This is a genomic window from Streptomyces sp. NPDC002623 (assembly GCF_053592635.1).
The window spans coordinates 1-14177 of the sequence record NZ_JBSFWB010000016.1; the positions used below are offsets into that span (position 1 = coordinate 1).

Here is a 14177-nt window from a genome sequence, read left to right on the forward strand (position 1 = left end):
TCAATGGGTGGAGCAGTGGGTGGAGCAGTGGGTGGGGCTGTGGAGGGTGCGCTCAGGGGGCGGCGCAGTGTCGCGGGCCCGGCGGCCGGTGAGGTGTCGTGCGGCGCGGGTCAGCCGGCCCGCTCGCGCTCCCAGAGGTAGAAGCGCTGCGCCATGGCGTCCTTCGGGGAACGCCAGGTCTCGGGGTCGTAGGCGCTGACGTACGCGGACAGGCGCTCGCTGACGTCCCGGAACTCGGGATGCCCGGTGATCTTGGCGATGGCAGGCCCGGGTTCGCGCTCGGACTCGATCAGATGCATGTACACATCGCCGAACTGGAAGAGGCTGCGCCGGACGACGCCGACGAGCTGCGGCAGCTCGCCCCGGTCGGAGTCCTCGAAGACCTTGGCGATGTCGGGCGCCGATCCCGGGGCCATCCGGGCGACGATCAGGGCTTGGTGCATGGGGGGACTGTCCTCCGTCCGGCTCAGTCGGTCAGACCGGGCGTGGCGCCGCGTTCGGCGGCGGCCTTCTCGATGCGGTCGCGGATCAGGCCCAGCTGGACCTTGGAGTTGCGGTTGATGTTGTCGGTCATCCACTCGTCGTCGACCGGCGCCTCGGGCTTCATCGCGAAGTCCTGCGTCCAGATCATCCGCGTGCCGGCCGGGACCTCCTCGTACCGCCAGTGGATGTTCATGTGGGCGAACGGCCCCGTCTCGACCCGGCGGGCCTTGACGGTGAGCGTCTCGCGGTCCGGCTCGCGCTCGGAGACCCAGCTCCACACCTTGCCGTTCTCGTCCGGGTGCATGGTCAGCCGGAACGTGGTCCGGCGTCCCTCCCGGGAGAGGATCTCGACGGACGCGTACTCGCTGAACAGCCGCGGCCAGTTGTCGAGATCGTTGGTGATCTCCCAGACGAGGTCCAGCGGGGCCGCGATGGTGATCTCGTTCTGTGTGTGTCCGGTCATCTCACGCTCCTGTCATGAGGGCACTGTTGACGAGGTCGAGGAACTCCCGGGGCGACTTGGAGCGTTCGGCGTCGCAGGGCATCGGCGTGCCGTACCGGTTCTCCAGCTCGCCGACGATGCCCAGCAGCCCGAGCGAGTCGACGCCCAGGGTGCCGAAGTCGACGCCGTCCTGCCGGAGTTCGGCCGGGGCGACGGTGCAGCCTGCGGACTTCTTCATGAGTTCGGCCAGCTCTTCCACGGTGATGCGGTCGGTCATGGGTGTTCCTCTCCTCTACTGCTTCGCGCCGCCTCGCTACGAGGCGTCGGTGGCGCCGTGCCGCAGCACCAGCGCCGAGTTCGACCCCATGAGTCCCCGGCTCAGGACCAGTGCCGTGCGCACTTCGGCGGTGCGGGCAGTGCCGGTCACGAGGTCGAGGTCATGGCAGATGTCGAAGACATTGGGAGTGGGCGGGATCAGGCCGTGCTCCATGGCGAGCACCGCCGCCGCGGCGTCCATCAGCGGCGCCGCGCAGTACCCGCGGCCGATCCCGGTCTTGGGCGCCGTGACGGGCACCCGGGCGCCGTGCCGGCCGAGGGCGTCGACGATCGCCAGCGCCTCGGCGCGGTCCGCCTCCGGTACGCCGAGGGCGTCGGCGAAGACCACGTCGATCTCCTCGGGGGCGCAGTCGGCCTCCGCCAGGGCTCCGCGAATGGCCTCGGCGAGTCCTTCCCGGGACTGCTCCCAGCGGGAGGCGCCGGTGAAGGTCGCCGCGTGTCCGGCGAGGCGGGCCCGCACCCGCGCACCGCGCGCCCGGGCCACGGACTCCTCCTCCACCACGAGCATCGCGCCGCCCTCCGCGGGCACGAACCCGCAGGCCGCAGAGGTGAACGGGCGGTAGGCGCGGGTCGGTTCGTCGACCGTGCTGAGTTCCTCGTAGCCGAGTTGGCAGACGACCGAGTAGGGGGCGATCGGCGCCTCGGTCGCCCCGGCCACGATCACATCGGTGCCGCGCACCACGGCCCGCGCCGCGTGTGCGAGGGCGTCCAGGCCGCCGGCCTCGTCGGCGGCGACGACCGAGCAGGGGCCCTTGAAGCCGCGGCGGATGGAGATCTGGCCGGTGCTGGCGGCGTAGAACCAGGCGATGGACTGGTACGGGCCGACATAGCGACTGCCCTTGCCCCACAGCTGCTGCAGCTCCCGCTGTCCGAACTCGCCGCCGCCGGAACCGGCCGCGGTGACCACGCCCACCGAGAACGGCGCGGCGTCGGTGTCGGGCCGGCCGAGGTCGGCGTCCGCCAGCGCGAGGTCGGCCGCGGCCATCGCGAAGTGTGTGAACCGGTCGGTCTGGACGAGGTAGCGCTCCTCGATCGCGGCCGCCGGGTCGAAGTCGCGGACCTGGCCGGCCACCCGCAGCGGCAGGTGCTCGCAGCCTTCGCGGGTCACCCGGTCCAGGACGCTGATGCCTTCCCTGGTGGACTTCCAGAAGGTCTCGGTACTGGCTCCGTTGGGCGCGACCACGCCGATTCCCGTGACAGCCGCGCGCCGTGGAAGGGGTTCGCTCATCGTGTCTTCTCCCTCGGCCGGTTCATGACCACCGCGGACTGGAAGCCGCCGAACCCGCTGCCCACCGACAGCACGCTGGCCAGCTTGCGCTCGCGGGCCACCTTCGGGACGTAGTCCAGATCGCACTCGGGGTCGGGCGTCTCGTAGTTCGCGGTCGGCGGTACGACCTGGTGGGCCAGCGCCAGCACACAGGCGACGAGTTCGATCGCCCCGATCGCGCCCAGGGAGTGGCCCACCATCGACTTGATGGAGCTCATGGGGGTGTCGTAGGCGTGCCGGCCCAGGACCCGCTTCACGGCGGCGGTCTCGTGGCGGTCGTTCTGCTTGGTGCCCGACCCGTGCGCGTTGACGTAGTCGATCGCCGTGGCGTCGACCCTGGCGTGGCCGAGGGCGTCCTCGATGGCCCGGGCCATCTCCAGGCCCTCGCTGGTCAGGCCGGTCATGTGGTAGGCGTTGCCGAAGGTGGCGTACCCGCCGAGCTCGCAGTACACATGCGCGCCGCGGGCCCTGGCGTGCTCCAGCTCCTCCAGGACGAGCACCGCGCCGCCCTCGCCCATGACGAACCCGTCGCGGTCGGCGTCGAAGGGACGCGAGGCGTGGGCGGGGTCGTCGTTGTTGGAGGAGGTGGCCTTGATCGCGTCGAAGCAGGCCATGGTGATCGGGGAGATCGGCGAGTCCGAGGCGCCGGCTATGCATATGTCGGCCCGGCCCTCCTCCACGGTGTGGAAGGCGTAGCCGACCGCGTCGAGTCCGGAGGTGCAGCCCGTGGAGACCGTCTGCACCGGCCCGCGGGCCCCGAACCGCTCGGCGACCGTCGAGGCCAGGGTGCTGGGCGAGAACGCCCGGTGCAGTTGCGGGGCCGCCTCGCGATGGTCGACGTCCCAGCGCTGCCCGCCGTGGCTGACCTTGACGTAGTCGTTCTCCAGCCGGGTGGTGCCGCCCACCGCGGTGCCCAGCGAGACGCCGACCCGCCAGGGGTTCTCGCCCGCCAGGTCGAGACCGGCGTCCCGTACCGCCTCGTCGCCGGCGACCAGGGCGAACTGGATGTAGCGGTCGCACCGTTCGACGTCCTGCGCGTCCAGCCCGAGGGCCGTCGGCTCGAAGTCGCACTCGGCGGCGATCCGCGACCGCAGGCCGCTCGGATCGAAGAAGGTGATGCCGCGCGTCGCCGTCCGCCCCTCGGTGAGGAGCTTCCAGAACGCCGGGACGCCTATGCCGCCGGGGGCGACGATGCCTATGCCGGTGACCGCCACACGGCGCCCGGTCATGAGCGGACCACGGCTTCGGCGTCGCTCTCCTCGGTGTCGACGTGACCGAGCGGCGGGCTCGGGGCCAGCGGGCCGAGGTGGAACACCATGCGGGCCTCGACGTTTCCGACGTTGCGGAAGCGGTGCCGCATGTGGGCGGGGATCATCAGTCCCTGCTCGGGCTGCAGCGCCACGGCCTCGCCGTCCAGGTCCACCTCCAGCTGCCCGCACACGACGTACACGAACTCCTCGGAGTACGGGTGGTAGTGCTCAGCGATGCGGTCGCCGGGCTTGATGAGGGCCAGGCCCATGAAACCGCTGGTCGAGCCGACCGTGACCGGGGTGAGCATGGCGCGCAGATCGCCGCCGCGCCGGGTGTTCGGCTCGACCTCGCTGAGATCGACGACTCTGGGACGGGATGTGATCACGACGTTCCTCCGATGATGTACTGCGCCGACGTGGGCGGGGCGGGGGCGCCGCCCCGGCCCACGTGATGACGATTCAGGCCTCGGGCGACCGGCGGTCGGTGACGAGATCCATGCGCGCGAGTTCGAGCAGTCGCGCGAGTCGGGCGTCCTTCGACGCGGACCGGTCCGCGTCGCCGGCGTCGTCCAGCAGCGTCGTCAGCTCGGCCACCTGCTTGGGGTCAGACAGACCGAGGGCCTGTACGGGGTCGGCGGCGTCGAGTCCGCCGCGCACGTCGACCAGCCGTACGACGACGTCGTCACGCTGGAAGATCGTGCTGCGCAGCACCGGGTTGCGCGCGTCGTCCGCCGCCGCCTCGTCCTGCCGGGCCAGCAGCTCGGCGAGCTTCATGCCGCGGTCGGGACGGGCCGGGTAGTACAGGGCGTACCGCTCGGCCTGCGGGTCCTGCCGGTCCGCCGTCACATGGTGGACGGCGGGCAGCGCGGCCCGGGTGAAGAACACCCGGGCGGACTCCGGATCGTTGAGGTCCCGGTCCTGCTCCAGATGGGGGTTGATGGCCTCCTCGACGGCCCGCACCTCGGGCTGCCGGGACACGTGCCGCAGCGCGGAGAGCAGGTCGCCCCGCACCTCGATGGCCCGCACCACCCGGTTGCCGTGCATGAACAGCGAGGTGCGGCACAGCCGGGTGGTGTCGTCGACCTGCGGCTCGGGCGAGGCGTAGTCGGCGAGGATCTTGGCGACGATCTCCTCGCTGCCCGGCTTGACGGTGAAGGTGAGCGCGTGCCGGATCATGCCGTCGCCGATCCTGGGCGAGGTCTGGAGCCGGCGCTTGCCCGCGTCGGCGGCCGCCGCCGGGCCGCCGGTCTCGCGGACCACGTGGAAGCGCAGCGACCTGGTGTCACGGACGCAGCTGTGCAGCGGCTCCACCATCCGCACGTGCTCCTCGCTGTTGACCCACGCGAGGAACGGCGGGGCGCTCTCCCATTCGCTGGTGATGAGCCACTGGGAGGGGTTCTCGATGGACTGGCAGAGCTGGTCGCTGACATGCCCGGGGACGGACGCGACCTGGTTGCAGAGCTGCTCGTACGCCTCGAGGAACTGCTGCTGGGCGCCGTCGTAGACGTCGACCAGCAGGACGACCCTGAGGCGGGAGCCGTCGAACACGGACTGGGAGACACGTTGCGACGCCTGTCGCGTCCGCGAACCTGCAACACGTTCGGACGTGGTGGTCATCCTGCGCACATCTCCTTCGCGGAGGGGGGTGGTGAACGTCGGCCGCGGGTCCGCGACGTCAGCGTTCCTCGATCCTGTGCCCGTCCCCGCAAGTGCGCGACTCGGATGAACTACGTGGGTGACTGGGCGGGTGAACGGGTGGCGGACGGCCGGTGGGAGAAGGTCGGTGGGGGACGGTCGGTGGGGGACGGTCAGACGAGGTGGGCGAAGACGACCAGGTTCTCCGTGTAGTCCTTGACCCGTCGGTCGTAGGCCCCCGCGCAGGTGATGAGCCGCACCTGCGCCTCGGCGGTGTCGGCGTACACCCGCTCGCTGGGGAAGTCGTCCTTGTCGAAGGTCTCCACGCTGTCGACCCGGAAGGTCGCCTTGCTGCCGTCGGCCCGCAGCACGTGGAAGAGGTCGCCCTTGGCCAGCGAGCTGAGCCCGGCGAAGACGGCGGCGGACGTCTTGGTGTCGACGTGCCCGGCGATGATCGAGGTGCCCGGCTCCCCCGGGGAGGCCCCGTCGGCGTGCCAGCCGACGAGGTTGACGTCGTTCGCGGGGGGCGCGTCCAGCTGGCCGCTGGGGCCGATGGACAGGTCGGTGAAGGGCGCGTCGACCGAGATCTTCGGGATCAGCAGACGTACCGGCCGCGAGCGCGGCAGATGCTTGCCCATCGGGGCGTCGGCGGCCGCGCCCGACGTGGGCGTGGCCGGTGCGCGGGTGCCCGGGACCGAGGCGGCGGCGGGCGGGGCGTGCGGGGGGCGGGACATGCCGGTCGTCGACGTGTCGTTGCCGCCGAACAGGTTCAGCGCCAGGATCACGGCGGCCGCGGCGCACAGCATCGTCATACCGGCCCGGGAGCTGCCGGGATCGGAGGAGGACGGGGTGGGCGTGGACGTGGGGGTGGGGGTGGGGGACGAAGGGGGAACTGCCATCGGAGACAACCTCACTCGGGCGCGGCAGCGGAGCGTACGGGGCACGGGGAGCGAGCCGGGCCGCCGCACGGGGTACGGGCGGCGGACGCGTCTTCGCTATCGCAACCGACATGGCTCAGACCACGCTTCCGGCGGACTTCCGGCGGCGCAGGGCGTAGACGCCGGTGCCGGCGACGGCGAGGACGCCGAGGCCGGCCGCGGTCGCCGAGGGCCCGGCGAGGGCGCCGCCGCCGGTGTGCACGCCGCCGCTGGGCTTCTCGTGGCCGCCGCCCCAGGAGCCCTTGTCCTTGCCGGCCTCCTTGTCGGCTTCGCCGTCCGCGGCCGTGTCCCTGAGGGCTCCGCCGCCGGTGTGCATCCCACCGTGCGGCTTGCCTTGCTCGTCCTTGCCGGACTCCTCCTTGCCGTGCTCTTCCTTGTACGAGAAGCTGTCCTCCTTGCTGTAGGAGGAGGTGTCGTGGTCCGTGTCACCGGCGGCCGCGTAGGCGCCGGGGGCGCCGACGGCGAGGGCGGCGGACGCCGCCGCGGTGGCCAGGATCATGCGAGCAGAACGCATCTGACGGTCCTTCCGTCACGGCCGGGCAGCCGACGCCTCGTCAGCTGACAAGACCCGACCGGGACGTGATCCACCGTCAGCCGACGGCCGCCGCAGCACCACTCGGGGCGTTCACACGGGTGAAGCCCACGGGAGGGGAACCGGGGTCAGCCGAGTGCCAGCCCGGTGCTCAGGACCTGACGCAGCGTCGACTCGGGGGCCGGGTCCGGGCCCGGTGACCGCCAGGCGACGAACCCGTCGGGCCGGACGAGCACCGCGCCCCCGCGGGCCGTGCCGTGCCGCTCCGCCCAGTCGGCGTCGCCCTCCGGCGCCAGGTCGGCCCCGGAGCCGGCGCCCACCCGGTACGACTTGAGCGGAAGGGCCAGCTCCGCGGCGAGGCGTTCGGCGGCCTCGTGCCAGCCGCTCGGCTCACCGGCGTCGCTGAGCAGCACCAGGGACCGCTCGTAGAGGTCGAGCGTGGAGATCCGCTCGTCCCCGCGCCGCACCCACAGATGGGGCGCCCTGCTGCCGGGCTCGCCGGTCAGGTCGAGGCCCTCCGGGACGACCGGGGAGGCGGGATCGGCGCCGACCACGGCGCCCTGCGGGTAGCGGTAGCCGAGGGCCACGTTGAGGATGCCCCGCTGCGGACCGCCTCCGCCGCCCGCGCCGGGCGGCGGGGCGAATCCGGGGTGGCTGTGCTCGGCGGAGCGGACGGCGGCCCGGGCGCTGGTGGCCTCCGCGACGGGGCGGCGCTCGGCGTCGTAGCTGTCCAGCAGGCGCTCCCCCGCCCAGCCGTCGAGCACCGCGGCCAGCTTCCAGGCGAGGTTGTGGGCGTCCTGGATACCGGTGTTGGAGCCGAAGGCCCCGGTCGGCGACATCTCGTGGGCCGAGTCGCCGGCCAGGAACACCCGCCCCGAGCGGTAGCTGCGGGCGACGCGCTGGGCGGCGTGCCAGGGCGCCTTGCCGGTGATCTCCACGTCGAGGTCGGCGACCCCGACCGCCCGCCGGATGTGCTCGACGCACCGCTCGTCGGTGAACTCCTCCAGGGTTTCGCCCTGTTCGGGGTGCCAGGGGGCGTGGAAGACCCAGTTCTCGCGGTTGTCCACCGGCAGCAGGGCGCCGTCGGCGTCCGGGCTGGTGAGGTAGCAGACGATGAAGCGGCGGTCGCCCACGACCTCGGCGAGGCCGCGGGAGCGGAAGGTCAGGCTGACGTTGTGGAACAGGTCGCCGGGGCCGCTCTGGCCGATGCCGAGCTGCTCGCGGACGGGGCTGCGGGGGCCGTCGGCGGCGACGAGGTAGTCCGCGCGGACGGTGAGGTGCTCGCCGGTGTCCCGGCTCTTCGCCACGGCGGTGACGCCATGGGAGTCGGTCTCGAACGACATCAGCTCGGTCGAGAACCGGAGGTCCCCGCCGAGCCGCTTGGCGTGGTCCAGCAGGACCGGCTCCAGGTCGTTCTGGCTGCACAGGCACCAGGAGCTGGGGCTGAAGCGGGCCAGTCCGCCGCCCGGGTCGATGTCCTTGAACAGCCACTCCCCCGCGTCGCCGACCAGGGTGGGCGCCTGCAGGATGCCGTGGTTGTCGGCCAGGGTGGCGGCGGCCTCCTGGATCGCCCGCTCGACCCCGGCCACCCGGAACAGCTCCATCGTGCGGACGTTGTTGCCGCGGCCGCGTGGGTGGATGGAGGTGCCGGAGTGGCGCTCCAGCAGCACATGCGGCACCCCCAGCCTGCCCAGGAACAACGAGGTCGCCAGACCTACCAGGGAGCCGCCGACGATGAGGACCGGGACCCTGAGGGTGCGGGGACCGGCCTCTTCGGCTCGTTGGTTCATCACTCTCGCCTCCAGCGCGTCGTGTCCGCCGACCCGGCCGGATACGGCGGAGATCCTCATGCATGCCCCGTGGAGCTGACGGCGCTTCAGGCTTCACCCGCCTGCTTCGCGCCGCCGACGGGCCGGCGCACGGTCGGGACGGGCCGGACGGAACCGGTGGAAACCCTGAGCACCAGGCATGGCTCGGGCTAGCCTCGATCTCCCGCCCAGTGCGAACTGACTTACGACGAACATCACTTCGGGAGTTCCGTGTCCGACCAGTTGCCGCCCCCGCCGAACTCCGCGGCGAACTCCGCGGCGAACGAGGCCGCCGCGCTCCGGCAGACCGGCGCCGCTCCGCTCCGGATCGGCGACCCGGGCCGCGTCGGCCCCTTCGTGCCGGTGGCGCTGCTCGGCAGCGGCGGGATGGGGCGCGTCTATCTGGCGCGGGCCGTGGACGACGGTCCCGGGCTGTTCGCCGTGAAGGTGATCCGGCCGGAGTACGCCGAGGACGTCCGCTTCCAGCGCCGGTTCGAACGCGAGGCGTCGGTGCACGGCCGCCTCGGTCCGCCGCACGCGCCGAGGTTATGCGGCACCGGCTGGGACGACCGGCTGCTGTGGATGGCCACCGAGTACATCCCCGGGCTGGACCTGGCCGAAGCCGTGCGCGGGGGCGGCGCCCTGCCCACGGCCACGGTGTGGCGGCTGGTGGCCGAGCTGGGCCGGGCGCTCACCGCCCTCGCCGCCGTGGGAGTCGTGCACCGGGACCTGAAGCCGTCCAACGTGCTGTTGTCGCCGCAGGGCGCGCATGTGATCGACTTCGGGATCTCCAAGGCCCTGGACGCGAGCGCCATCACGGGCACGGGCAACCGGGTCGGCACCGCGGCCTACATGTCGCCGGAGTATCTGCGGACGGGCCACTGCGACACGGCGTCCGATGTGTTCTCCCTGGCCGGCACCCTGCTCTACGCGGCGACCGGGCGGGCCCCCTTCGGCGACGGCACCGGTGTCGACGTCATGCACCGCGTGGCGTTCGAGCAGCCGAACCCGGAGGTGACCGGTGCCGTCTCGGAGGTCGATCCGGAGCTGGGGGCGCTGCTGACCGCCTGTCTGGCGAAGGAGCCCGAGCGGCGGCCGACCCCGCGGCAACTGATCGACACGGCCGACGGGCGTCCCGCGACCTCCGGCTGGCCGGAACCGCTGCACGGTCATGTGCTGGCCCGCCGGCGCGCGTACGAGACGCTGTACCGCCTTCCCGTGGAACGGGCGGAACGCCTGCAGCCCTCGGACAACCGGACGAAGCCGGTACCGGTGCAGGAACCGGTACCGGAACCGGTACCGGAACCGGAACCGGCGCAGGTGCCGGCGCAGGTGCCGGTGCCCTTGCAGGGGAGCCCGGCGCCCGAGGCACCGACGCCCGCGCCTTCCGCCGTCGCGCCGACCTCGCTCACCGCGGGCAGGCCTCCGGTGCGCCGGAAGCGGATCCTGGCCGCCGCAGCGGGCACCGCCCTGTGCGCCGTCGCCGCGGGCGCCTTCGTGCTCGTCCGCACGGACGGCCCGGCCGTCGCCTCGCCGGAGGCCGTCGCGTCGGCCGACGGCGGCGGGTCCGGCGGTCTGCCCGGCGGCGACGGCCGGCCGGGCACCACCGGCGCCCCGGGCCAGACCTCCGGCGCGGACGCCTCCGGCGGACCCGGCGACGTCACGGGCCATGACGACAGCGGGTCGCCCGAAGGCTCCGCCTCCGCCTCCGCGTCCGCCTCCGTCCCCGCCGTCGACGGCCCACCGACCACCCCCGCCGCCCCCGGCGACGACACCGTCGCCTCCCCCACCCCGGACACGACCGAGCCCGGCGCCCCGGCCTGGATCACCGACTGCACGTACTACTCGGGCAACGGCCGCACCGACCTGGGCGACAGCGGCAAGCGGGTCGTCCAACTGCAGTGCATGCTCACCAGACGCGGCTACGACGTGGGCGGTTCGGGCGTCGACGGCGACTTCGGACCCGACACGGAGACGGCGGTCCGCGGCTTCCAGAGCGACAAGGGACTGGCGGTCGACGGCATCGTCGGCAAGAACACCTGGGGCGCGCTGCGCGCCGCCGACTGACGTGCGCTCAGCGGCCGATGTAGAAGCGGACGGTCGTGCCGTCGTCGCCGGTGTGCAGGCGCACCAGGTCGGTCACACAGTGGACCAGCAGCAGACCGCGGCCGCCGATCTGACCGCGGGCCGGCGCCCGGCGCCCGGCCAGCGGATCGGCCAGCCGGCCCGCGTCCCGGACCTCGCAGACGATCTGCCCGGCCTCGGCCCAGACGGCGAGGGTGCCCCGTCCGTCGCCGTGCACCACGCTGTTGGTCGTCAGCTCCGCCGCGGCCAGTTCGGCGTCCGCCAGCCGCTGACCCGCGAGGCCCAGTCGCTCGGCCCGGCCGACGGCGAAGGCCCGCACCGCGAACAGGTCGTCGGGGCCGAAGGAGAACACGGCGGCGTCCGGCGCGGGGGCCAGCTCCTCGTTGTAGCGGGCGAGGACGGAAGGCCAGTCGTAGGCGTCGCTGACCCGTTCCGTGCCGTCGGCGATGACGGTCGGGTGGGTGATCCGCGCGTCGGCCAGGACCTGCCCGTCCAGTCGGGTCGCGTCGTACGGGCACAGGATCGTGACCGTGCGACCCTCGAAGGCCGCGTTGATCAGCGCCTCGTGCTGCGCGCACGCCGGATACTCCACGGCGCTGCGCCCCGCCCAGATCGGCTCGCCGATGATGCGCACCCGGCCGCGCGGATGGGCGTCGGCGAACGCGCGTAGCACCGTGGGGATGATCCGGCCCGGGTTGCGGCCCGCCTCCGTCATGTCGAGCAGACGGACCCGCCGGGCGTCGGCGCCCAGTCCCGCCGCGATCAGCTCCAGGTGGGGGCCGGGCACGGCCACCGCCACCGGCTCGCCGACGGCCAGGCCCTCCTGTACGAACGACACGGTCCGGTCCACGTACTCGCGTTCGGTCCGGTAGAACAGCGCGGGGTGCAGCAGCCCGAGCCCGTCGACTCCCTGCGAGGCGTCCACCACCCACGGCCTCCTTCGGTATCCGCCGAAAGCAGCGTAACGCCGCTCCGCAGGGCGGCAGGTGGATCTCCGGAGCGGGACGTAGCGTGGCAGCACAGCAAGGCGGATCCGGACGACGGCCGAACCCATGGTGACCTGATGTGTTGGAGTGCGACGGCCGATCTGGTCGCGGGGGCCGGGGTGGCGGCCGTCGGAGTGGCCTGTGTGACGGGTGCGCGCGGCAGCCGGGACCTTCCGCTGGCCGCGCTGCCGCTGCTGCTGGGGGCGCACCAGATCGTGGAGGCGGTGGTCTGGGACTCGGGCGGGGGCAGCGGAGCCGCCACCGTCCTCTGGGCCGTCATGGCGATGCCGCTGCTGGCGGTGTGGGTGCCGGCGGCGGTGTGGTGCGTCGCCCCGCCGCCCGCGCGACGCGGGCTGACGCTGTTGCTCGCGGTCGGCGTCGCGACCGCCACGGCGCTCGCGTACGGGATCGCGGGCGGCCCGGTGACGGCCGAGATCCGCGGCCGCACGATCGGCTACACCGTGGACCTTCCGCACCCGGCGGTGCTCGTCGCGGGCTACCTCCTGGCCACCGTCGGCTCTCTGCTGCTGTCCGGCGACCGGGGGCTGCTGGTCCTGGGGGCGGTGGTCGGCGTGGGCGCGGCGGTCTGCTTCACGCTGTGGCGGCTGGAGTTCGTCTCGACCTGGTGCGCTTTCGCGGCCCTGTGGTCGGTGCTGCTGCTCGGTTGGCTCCGCCGCCGCGCCCCCTCGGACGTGATGTGAGTCACATCCATGGATGACTGCAACTTTGGTTGAAAGTTTTGTCATCTAGGCTCACAAATCCTTCCGCCCCTCAGCAGGCAACTGGAGCGTTCCTCCATGACCGACCGGTCCACTGCCGCGTCCGCCCCGGCCTCCGCCACGGCCGCGTACGCCCGCGTCTACGAAGAGCAGCAGCCGCGCCTCGTCGCCTACGCCCGCTCCCTCACCAGGAACGCCTGGACCGCCGAAGACCTCGTCGCCGAGGCGCACTTCCGCGTGTGGCGACGGCTCGCCGAGGGGCACGAGATCGACAACGTGCCGGCGTATCTGAGGACGACCGTGCGGCATCTCGCGATCGCCTCGGGCAGCGCGGTGCGCGAGACCCCACGGGATCCGCACACCGAGGACCGGGCCGAGACCGGCGCGCACGGAGAGGACCCGGCCGAGCAGGTGTCCTCCGTCGACCTGGTCGTGCGAGTGCTGGGCCAACTGCCCGAGCGCTGGGTGAAGGCGCTGTGGCTCGCGGAGGCGGAGGGCCAGCCGCTGGCGGCGATCGGGCCGCAGCTGGGCACCAAGGACGGCGCGACGGCCGTGCTGCTGCACCGTGCGCGGGAGGGCATGCGGCAGGCCTTCCTGCGGGCCCAGACCGGAGCCCCGGAGGACCCCGCCTGCCAGGTCCACTGGGCCCGGATGCCCGCGTACGTCCGTGGCGCGGCGACCGCGCGCCAGGGCGAGCGACTGCTCGGCCATGTGGACGCGTGCGACGACTGCCGCAAGACGCTCGCCGCGCTGATGCTCACCAACAACCGGCTCCCCGCACTCGTCGGACCGGCCCTGCTGGTCTTCGCGCTGGGCGGCACCGGCAAGTTCCTCCTGAGCTTCGTCGCAGGGTCGGCCGGTGCGGCGACGGCCGCGGCGGGTACCGCGGGCGGGCCCGGCACCGGGTTGCTGCACGGGGTGCGCCACGCAGCGGTCGGCGGCTCGAAGGCGCCCGTGACGGTGACGGCCGGCGCGCTCGCGGCGGGCGCCGCAGCGGTCTGCCTCATCCTCGGCGGGGCCGACGCCGCCCCGATACCGGTGCAGCGCACCCCCGTGGCCGAGGCGCCCGCGAGACAGGCGCCGGTGGCCGAGGCGCCCACGGCGCCGGCCGCACCGGCCGCCGTCCGGGCCGAGGCCGCCGCGAACCAGGGCCCGTCCGCCCCGACCACCGAACTCCCGGAGACGGCCCCGGCCCGCAAGGCCGACACCGCGCCCACCACGCCCTCGGACGCCGCCGACACCGGCGACAGCTCCGACGCCGGCGACGCTTCCGGCGGAACAGGAACCTCCCTCCCGCAGGCTCCTGACGGAGGCTCGGCCGAGAAGCCCACGGACCCCCCGCCCCCGGTCGAGGAAGGCACGCCGGAAGCGCCGGAACCCCCCGCTCCGACTCCCGAGACCCCCGAACCCGAAGCACCGGAACCCGAGGCTCCGCACACGACCGACCCGGACCCCGGCACCGTGGACGACGGCGACGACGAGGACCCCGCGGCCGGCGACTCCGACTGCGCGACCGACACCCGGGACACCGGCAGCGGGCACGGCAGGGGACACGGCAACAGGCGGAACCGGAGCGCCCACACGTCCGCCACGACCATGACACAGGATGTCAAAACGTCCTGACAAACCCGTTGACATCATCGGTGAGTGGCTCCATAGTCATGCCACTAGAGCGCGCTAATGAAGCGCTCTAGTC

General features: G+C 73.1%; 14 protein-coding genes. 3 read left to right on the forward strand and 11 right to left on the reverse strand.

What is annotated here, in order from left to right:
- Positions 1-110: 110 nt before the first annotated feature.
- From ACWD4O_RS27055 to ACWD4O_RS27100, 10 genes are all read right to left on the reverse strand, one after another.
- The gene (locus ACWD4O_RS27055; RefSeq protein ID WP_358808415.1) at positions 111-443 is read right to left on the reverse strand and encodes a TcmI family type II polyketide cyclase; all 333 of its coding nucleotides are present in this window, start codon (positions 441-443) and stop codon (positions 111-113) included.
- A 23-nt stretch (positions 444-466) separates the two neighbouring features.
- Entirely contained in the window at positions 467-946 is a 480-nt protein-coding gene (locus ACWD4O_RS27060; RefSeq protein ID WP_451283623.1) for an SRPBCC family protein, read from the reverse strand.
- Position 947: 1 nt separating this feature from the next.
- Positions 948-1202 carry an acyl carrier protein gene (locus ACWD4O_RS27065; RefSeq protein ID WP_351920411.1) on the reverse strand — a complete coding sequence of 85 codons (255 nt, stop codon included), beginning with the start codon at positions 1200-1202 and terminating at the stop codon, positions 948-950.
- Between the two features lie 36 nt (positions 1203-1238).
- Positions 1239-2489, reverse strand: coding sequence for a beta-ketoacyl synthase N-terminal-like domain-containing protein (locus tag ACWD4O_RS27070; protein WP_451283625.1), 1251 nt, complete (start codon positions 2487-2489; stop codon positions 1239-1241).
- On the reverse strand, positions 2486-3757 hold the full coding sequence (locus tag ACWD4O_RS27075; protein ID WP_451283627.1) for a beta-ketoacyl-[acyl-carrier-protein] synthase family protein: 1272 nt from the start codon (positions 3755-3757) through the stop codon (positions 2486-2488). Before ACWD4O_RS27075 ends, ACWD4O_RS27070 begins: the two co-directional genes overlap by 4 nt.
- Complete coding sequence (locus ACWD4O_RS27080; RefSeq protein ID WP_351920405.1) at positions 3754-4164, reverse strand: cupin domain-containing protein; 411 nt, start codon at positions 4162-4164, stop codon at positions 3754-3756. Before ACWD4O_RS27080 ends, ACWD4O_RS27075 begins: the two co-directional genes overlap by 4 nt.
- A gap of 73 nt (positions 4165-4237) precedes the next feature.
- A complete protein-coding gene (locus ACWD4O_RS27085) occupies positions 4238-5395 on the reverse strand; it encodes a SchA/CurD-like domain-containing protein (protein ID WP_450951892.1) in 1158 nt (385 codons plus the stop codon).
- Between the two features lie 191 nt (positions 5396-5586).
- Positions 5587-6312, reverse strand: coding sequence for a class F sortase (locus ACWD4O_RS27090; protein WP_451283629.1), 726 nt, complete (start codon positions 6310-6312; stop codon positions 5587-5589).
- Positions 6313-6427: 115 nt separating this feature from the next.
- Positions 6428-6865, reverse strand: coding sequence for a hypothetical protein (locus ACWD4O_RS27095; RefSeq protein WP_451283631.1), 438 nt, complete (start codon positions 6863-6865; stop codon positions 6428-6430).
- Between the two features lie 146 nt (positions 6866-7011).
- Positions 7012-8673, reverse strand: a complete 1662-nt coding sequence (locus tag ACWD4O_RS27100) for an FAD-dependent oxidoreductase (RefSeq protein WP_451283935.1) — start codon at positions 8671-8673, stop codon at positions 7012-7014.
- Positions 8674-8922: 249 nt separating this feature from the next.
- Here ACWD4O_RS27100 and ACWD4O_RS27105 point away from each other — a divergent pair, with 249 nt between their 5' ends.
- Positions 8923-10758, forward strand: a complete 1836-nt coding sequence (locus ACWD4O_RS27105) for a protein kinase domain-containing protein (protein WP_451283633.1) — start codon at positions 8923-8925, stop codon at positions 10756-10758.
- A gap of 7 nt (positions 10759-10765) precedes the next feature.
- Here ACWD4O_RS27105 and ACWD4O_RS27110 read toward each other — a convergent pair whose 3' ends face one another.
- On the reverse strand, positions 10766-11701 hold the full coding sequence (locus ACWD4O_RS27110) for an anti-sigma factor RsbA family regulatory protein (protein ID WP_451283635.1): 936 nt from the start codon (positions 11699-11701) through the stop codon (positions 10766-10768).
- Positions 11702-11839: 138 nt separating this feature from the next.
- Between ACWD4O_RS27110 and ACWD4O_RS27115 the strand changes: the two genes are divergently transcribed.
- Together ACWD4O_RS27115 and ACWD4O_RS27120 are read left to right on the forward strand one after the other, a co-directional pair.
- Positions 11840-12463: a DUF6629 family protein gene (locus ACWD4O_RS27115; protein ID WP_451283636.1), complete on the forward strand. Its 624-nt coding sequence runs from the start codon at positions 11840-11842 to the stop codon at positions 12461-12463.
- A gap of 96 nt (positions 12464-12559) precedes the next feature.
- Positions 12560-14104, forward strand: coding sequence for a sigma-70 family RNA polymerase sigma factor (locus tag ACWD4O_RS27120; RefSeq protein WP_451283637.1), 1545 nt, complete (start codon positions 12560-12562; stop codon positions 14102-14104).
- The last annotated feature ends 73 nt before the right edge of the window (positions 14105-14177 follow it).

Bases quoted from the DNA above. Each gene is read 5' to 3' on its own strand.
- ACWD4O_RS27065 (WP_351920411.1), bottom strand. From the start codon at position 1,202: ATGACCGACCGCATCACCGTGGAAGAGCTGGCCGAACTCATGAAGAAG.
- ACWD4O_RS27055 (WP_358808415.1), bottom strand. From the start codon at position 443: ATGCACCAAGCCCTGATCGTCGCCCGGATGGCCCCGGGATCGGCGCCC.
- ACWD4O_RS27090 (WP_451283629.1), bottom strand. From the start codon at position 6,312: ATGGCAGTTCCCCCTTCGTCCCCCACCCCCACCCCCACGTCCACGCCC.
- ACWD4O_RS27060 (WP_451283623.1), bottom strand. From the start codon at position 946: ATGACCGGACACACACAGAACGAGATCACCATCGCGGCCCCGCTGGAC.
- ACWD4O_RS27120 (WP_451283637.1), top strand. From the start codon at position 12,560: ATGACCGACCGGTCCACTGCCGCGTCCGCCCCGGCCTCCGCCACGGCC.
- ACWD4O_RS27085 (WP_450951892.1), bottom strand. From the start codon at position 5,395: ATGACCACCACGTCCGAACGTGTTGCAGGTTCGCGGACGCGACAGGCG.
- ACWD4O_RS27115 (WP_451283636.1), top strand. From the start codon at position 11,840: ATGTGTTGGAGTGCGACGGCCGATCTGGTCGCGGGGGCCGGGGTGGCG.
- ACWD4O_RS27095 (WP_451283631.1), bottom strand. From the start codon at position 6,865: ATGCGTTCTGCTCGCATGATCCTGGCCACCGCGGCGGCGTCCGCCGCC.
- ACWD4O_RS27070 (WP_451283625.1), bottom strand. From the start codon at position 2,489: ATGAGCGAACCCCTTCCACGGCGCGCGGCTGTCACGGGAATCGGCGTG.
- ACWD4O_RS27100 (WP_451283935.1), bottom strand. From the start codon at position 8,673: ATGAACCAACGAGCCGAAGAGGCCGGTCCCCGCACCCTCAGGGTCCCG.
- ACWD4O_RS27075 (WP_451283627.1), bottom strand. From the start codon at position 3,757: ATGACCGGGCGCCGTGTGGCGGTCACCGGCATAGGCATCGTCGCCCCC.